This is a genomic window from Tropicimonas sp. (assembly GCF_047971885.1).
Classification (GTDB): domain Bacteria; phylum Pseudomonadota; class Alphaproteobacteria; order Rhodobacterales; family Rhodobacteraceae; genus Tropicimonas.
Genome location: NZ_JBKEAE010000086.1, coordinates 1 through 4,859 on the forward strand (window position 1 = coordinate 1; position 4,859 = coordinate 4,859).

Here is a 4,859-nt window from a genome sequence, read left to right on the forward strand (position 1 = left end):
AGCCGTCTTCGGCTTGTAGTGGTCGTGGGGAATGCCAGCCATTTAGTAGGTCTCCCTTAGCCGAGTTGGACGGTGGTTTCGTCGACGAACTGCGCGACCGGAATCCACAGGTTCTCGGGCGCCGGACCTTTGCGGATGCGGCCGGACTTGTCGGAGTGCGAGCCGTGGCAGGGGCAGAACCAGCCGCCGAAATCGCCCGCCTCGCCGATCGGCACGCAGCCCAGATGGGTGCAGACCCCGATCATCACCAGCCATTCGCCGGCTTCGTCCAGCGCGCGGTTTTCATCGGTCGCCGGCGCCGCGGAATCGATATTGTCGTTGCGTGCGATCTTGTCGGGCAGCTCGTCGACCGGGGTCTGCCGGCTTTCCTCGATCTCCTCGGGCGTACGGCGGCGCAGGAACACGGGCTTGCCCTGCCATTTCACGGTCAGCTGCGCGCCGATGTCGAGCGAGCTCACATCAACGCGGATCGAACTGAGTGCCTGCACGTCGGCCGACGGGTTCATCTGGCTTATCAGCGGCCAGACGGCGGCACCGGTGGCCACCGTCGCGGCGCCTGCCGTGGCATAATAGAGAAAGTCTCGACGGTTTCCGCCGTCGGGGGCTTCTGCTTGGGACACGGGTTATCTCTCCCTTTTCCTTGCGTGTGTCACGCATGCGCTTTTCGGCCGCGAACTGGGCGCAGCAAGTCTGTCAAACTAATTAGACGGACCTCGGCGACCCGTCCAGCGGCCAAACCCGCACATCTGCGGCGCGGTGTCGCAAATGGGTTGAATTTGCGCATAATCCACTTCGGCCGCGCCATCGCGGCAACACCTCCTTCGCGATTTGGCGCCCGGATATGTGTTTTTGCGCGCGACGCCCGCAAACTACCAGGCAGCGACGCGGTTTGCGACGCGCGGAGCCGGATTTCCGCGATCCGGCCGGCGAATCCGCCATGCCCGGTCTTGACGCCGGAAGCGAACCCGGGCCCTGTCGCACCGGCGCGCGAACCGACGGACCTGGCATCGCGGCGCGTTTTCGCGGAGGAACCACATGACCTGCCACCTTGTCCTTGGCGATCCGGCCTATTCGAGTTGGTCGATGCGGGCGTGGCTTCTGTTCGATCATGCCGGGCTGAAACCGCGCATCACCTGGCTCGATTTCACTCTCGGCAGTGCGGAATCGCAACTGTCCGCAGTTCCGCCGGCCCGGCTGGTTCCCTGCGTGATCGGCGATGAGGGCACGGTGATCTGGGAATCGCTCGCCATTGCCGAGGAGCTTGCCGCCTGTCACCCGGCGGCGGGATTCTGGCCCGGCAACGTTGCGGCGCGTGCCACCGCGCGCAGCCTCGCCGCCGAAATGCACGCCGGCTTTCCCGCCCTGCGCAACGATTGCCCGATGAACCTGCGGACCGCCTATGCGGGGGTGGACGTATCCGGCCCGGTGGCGGCCGATCTGACCCGGCTGGCCGAAATCTGGCGCCACGCACGGCGCGTGGCGGGTGGCGAAGGCCCCTGGCTCTGCGGCCACTGGTCGATAGCCGACGCCTTTTTCGCCCCGGTTGCGGCGCGGATCGCCGGCTACGGGCTCGACATTCCGCCCGATGCGCGGGCCTATGTCGATGCGCATCTCGCGCATGCCGGGTTTCGCCGCTGGCGCGCCATGGGGCTGGTGCGCGGCACCACCCTGGAACGCTACGCCAGACCCCATGCCGTCGCTCCGTGGCCGGGCCCGGCCCCACGCCCGGCACGGGCGGTCGATGCCGGCCGGCCGGAAAACACCCGGTGCCCGTTCTCGGGCGGGCCGGCCAGGTGGCTGGCCGAACTGGACGGGCGGGTGATCGGCTTCGGCAACGCATTCTGCCGCGACAAGGTTGTGGCCGATCCCGACGCATGGCCCGAGATCGTGCAACTGCTGAACGGATAGGGCCTATACCGCGGCTGCCGGGCGAAAGGCCCGCGTCATGATGCGCTCACCCGGGGATTGTCGCGCGCATCGCGTCGCGCGCGCCGAACCTCTCGTTCCATCCGGCAAGGGCGGGGCGCCCCGCGCGCCAGTCCCGGTCGGCATGGCGGAAATCGAGGTATCCCAATGCGCAGCCGACGGCGATCTGCCCGATGTCGAGCGGTCCGGCGAGGTGGGAAACCCAGCGTTCCTCGAGCACGTCGAGCGCCCGGCTGACCTTGGCCCATTGCCCCTCGATCCAGAAATCATAGACCATTTCCTCCGGTCGCAGCCGCGATTCGTAGACGATCAGCACCGCCGCCTCCATGATGCCGTCGGCCAGCGCCTCGAGCGTCAGGACCTCCCAGATGCGCGGCCCGGGGTAGAGGTTTGCTTCCGCGCGGGCATCGAGATAGCGGCAGATCACCCGGCTGTCGAACAGTGCCGGCCCGTCTTCCCGTGTCAGGGTGGGGATCTTGCCAAGCGGGTTCTGCGCAAGCGGCATGCCCGAGGAATCGACCGGCGTTCCGGCGGCCGAGATCAGTTCGACATCGCCCGATTGTCCGGTCTCGATCAGGGTGACCATGACCTTGCGGACAAAAGGCGAGGTCCTGCTGTAGTAGAGTTGCATCGGCGCCTCCGCATGTTCGGGAGAAACGATATCCGGCGCGTCGCGACTTGCAAGCAGGTCGTGCGAGAACGCCGTTCAGGCGTGCAGTTGCAGCGAATCGTGGCCGCGTATCCGCGCCTCGACGATCCGGCCTTCCTCGCGGTCGGCATCGAACAGCACTTCGGTGAATTGTTCGGTTCGCCCTATGCGCGGGCTCTCCATCAGGATGCGGTGTGTCCGGCCCACCTGCGCCGCCAGATGCCGGACAACCTGCGCCTCTCCCGCGGCCCGAAGCCGCGCCGCCCGCTCGCGGATCACGCCACCATGAAGCTGCGGCATGCGCGCGGCGGGCGTTCCCTTGCGCGGGCTGTAGGGAAAGACGTGCAGCCAGGTCAGATCGCATTCCGTGATCAGTTCCAGCGAGCGTGCGAACATTTCCCCGGTTTCGGTCGGGAAGCCGGCGATGATATCGGCGCCGAATGTCATGTCGGGGCGCAGGCGGCGCGCCGTCTCGCAGAAACGGATCGCGTCAGCGCGGCCGTGCCGGCGCTTCATGCGCTTGAGGATCATGTCATCGCCGGCCTGAAGCGACAGGTGCAGATGCGGCATCAGCCGCTCTTCCTCGGCAATCGCCCGCATCAGCGCGTCGTCGGCCTCGATCGAATCGATGGACGAAACGCGAAGCCGCGGAAGCTCGGGCACCAGGCGAAGGATTCGCTGCACCAGGTCGCCGAGGCGGGGTGCGGCGGGCAGATCGGCGCCCCAGCTTGTCAGGTCGACCCCGGTCAGCACAACCTCGTTGTAGCCGCGCCCGACAAGCCGCCGGATCTGCTCGACCACCACGCCCGCCGGAACCGAGCGGGAATTGCCGCGCCCGAAGGGAATGATACAGAAGGTGCAGCGATGATCGCAGCCGTTCTGCACCTGCACATAGGCGCGGCTGCGTGTGCCGAATCCGTCGATCAGATGGCCGGCCGTTTCCCTGACCGACATGATATCGTCGACCTGAGCCCTTTCGGTCGTGCCGATGAAGTCGGCCGCCGCGATCGAGGCCCAGGTCTCGGGTCGCATCTTCGCGGAGTTGCCGATCACCCGGTCGACCTCGGTCATCCCGGCAAAGGTCTCAGGCTCGGTCTGGGCGGCACAGCCGGTGACGATCAGTGTCGCATCCGGGTTTTCGCGCCGCAGGCGGCGAATCTCCTGCCGCGCCTTGCGTACCGCCTCGGCGGTGACGGCGCAGGTATTGACCACAACCGTATCGCCAATGCCGGCCTCGGCCGAAAGCGCCTTCATCGCTTCGGTCTCATAGGCATTCAGCCGGCAGCCGAGCGTGGCGAAAACGGGCGGCCGGGGGGCTGGGGTCTCGTCCATCAGATCGCCCCGGGAAAGGCCGGGCCGAGCACCCCGTCGAAGACGTATGCCGTCGGTCCGGTCATGTGCACACCATCCTGGCGCCAGTCGATGCCGATCGTGCCGCCATCGAGTTCGACGGTCACGCTGCGCCCGGTCAAGCCGCGCCGTGCCGCCGCCACCGCGGTGGCACAGGACGACGACCCCGAGGCGAGCGTCACGCCAGCCCCGCGCTCCCATACCCGCATGCGCAGACGGTCCGGACCGATCACCTGGGCGACCTGCACGTTGGTCCGCTCGGGAAAAAGCGGGTGATGTTCGTGTGCCGGCCCGAAGGTCGCCAGATCCACCGCCTCGGCATCCCCGACAAAGAAGGTGCAATGCGGATTGCCCATGCCGGTTGCGGTGGGCGCGCCGTCGATCGGCAACGCCAGCGTGTCGAGCGGCTCGGCTAGCGGTATCTCGCGCCAGTCGGTCATCGGATGGCCCATGTTCACCCGGGTCAGACCATCGCCAGCGTCAGCGCATTCGAGCACCCCGCGCCCCGTCCGCAAGGTGACGTTCGTCGCCCCGGTCTCGTCCATCAGCAGCCGGGCAACGCAGCGCGTGGCATTGCCGCAGGCCGCCGAAACCGAACCGTCGGCATTGAAGAATACCAGTCTCGCATCGGCCCGGTCGTCCGGCTCGATCAGCACAAGCTGATCGAAGCCGACCCCGCGATGGCGGTCGCCAAGGGCGCGCACCAGCGCAGCATCCGGCGCCGGGGCGCCAGCGCGCCGGTCAACGACGACAAAGTCGTTGCCGAGCCCGTGCATCTTGATGAAGCGCCGGGCAAAAAGGGGATCCGCATCAACCATGGTTCGCGCCATATACGTGCGAGCGGGACCAAATTGAAGAGCCCGCAACTTTGCGCTTGACCCGGTTGGGCATGTTTCCTAGGTAGCTGACCTCGGATGGGCCGTTAGCTCAGTTG

General features: G+C 67.1%; 5 protein-coding genes. 1 reads left to right on the forward strand and 4 read right to left on the reverse strand.

All coding sequences use genetic code 11. The features are described from left to right. Positions 1-56 precede the first annotated feature (56 nt). Positions 57-620 carry a ubiquinol-cytochrome c reductase iron-sulfur subunit gene (petA, locus tag ACK5IR_RS08300; RefSeq protein WP_416927789.1) on the reverse strand — a complete coding sequence of 188 codons (564 nt, stop codon included), beginning with the start codon at positions 618-620 and terminating at the stop codon, positions 57-59. Positions 621-1,035: 415 nt separating this feature from the next. Between petA and ACK5IR_RS08305 the strand changes: the two genes are divergently transcribed. Then, positions 1,036-1,908: a glutathione S-transferase gene (locus ACK5IR_RS08305; RefSeq protein WP_416927791.1), complete on the forward strand. Its 873-nt coding sequence runs from the start codon at positions 1,036-1,038 to the stop codon at positions 1,906-1,908. A gap of 46 nt (positions 1,909-1,954) precedes the next feature. On the opposite strand, the gene ACK5IR_RS08310 is transcribed toward ACK5IR_RS08305, so the two are convergent. The 3 genes from ACK5IR_RS08310 to dapF form a co-directional block, all read right to left on the reverse strand. Further along, entirely contained in the window at positions 1,955-2,557 is a 603-nt protein-coding gene (locus tag ACK5IR_RS08310; RefSeq protein WP_416927793.1) for a glutathione S-transferase, read from the reverse strand. Between the two features lie 75 nt (positions 2,558-2,632). Continuing rightward, positions 2,633-3,907 carry a tRNA (N(6)-L-threonylcarbamoyladenosine(37)-C(2))-methylthiotransferase MtaB gene (mtaB, locus tag ACK5IR_RS08315; protein ID WP_416927795.1) on the reverse strand — a complete coding sequence of 425 codons (1,275 nt, stop codon included), beginning with the start codon at positions 3,905-3,907 and terminating at the stop codon, positions 2,633-2,635. Then, positions 3,907-4,743 (reverse strand): diaminopimelate epimerase, encoded by an 837-nt coding sequence (gene dapF / locus ACK5IR_RS08320; RefSeq protein WP_416927797.1) that lies wholly within the window; start codon positions 4,741-4,743, stop codon positions 3,907-3,909. The genes mtaB and dapF overlap by 1 nt, the downstream gene beginning before the upstream one ends. Positions 4,744-4,859: the final 116 nt, after the last annotated feature.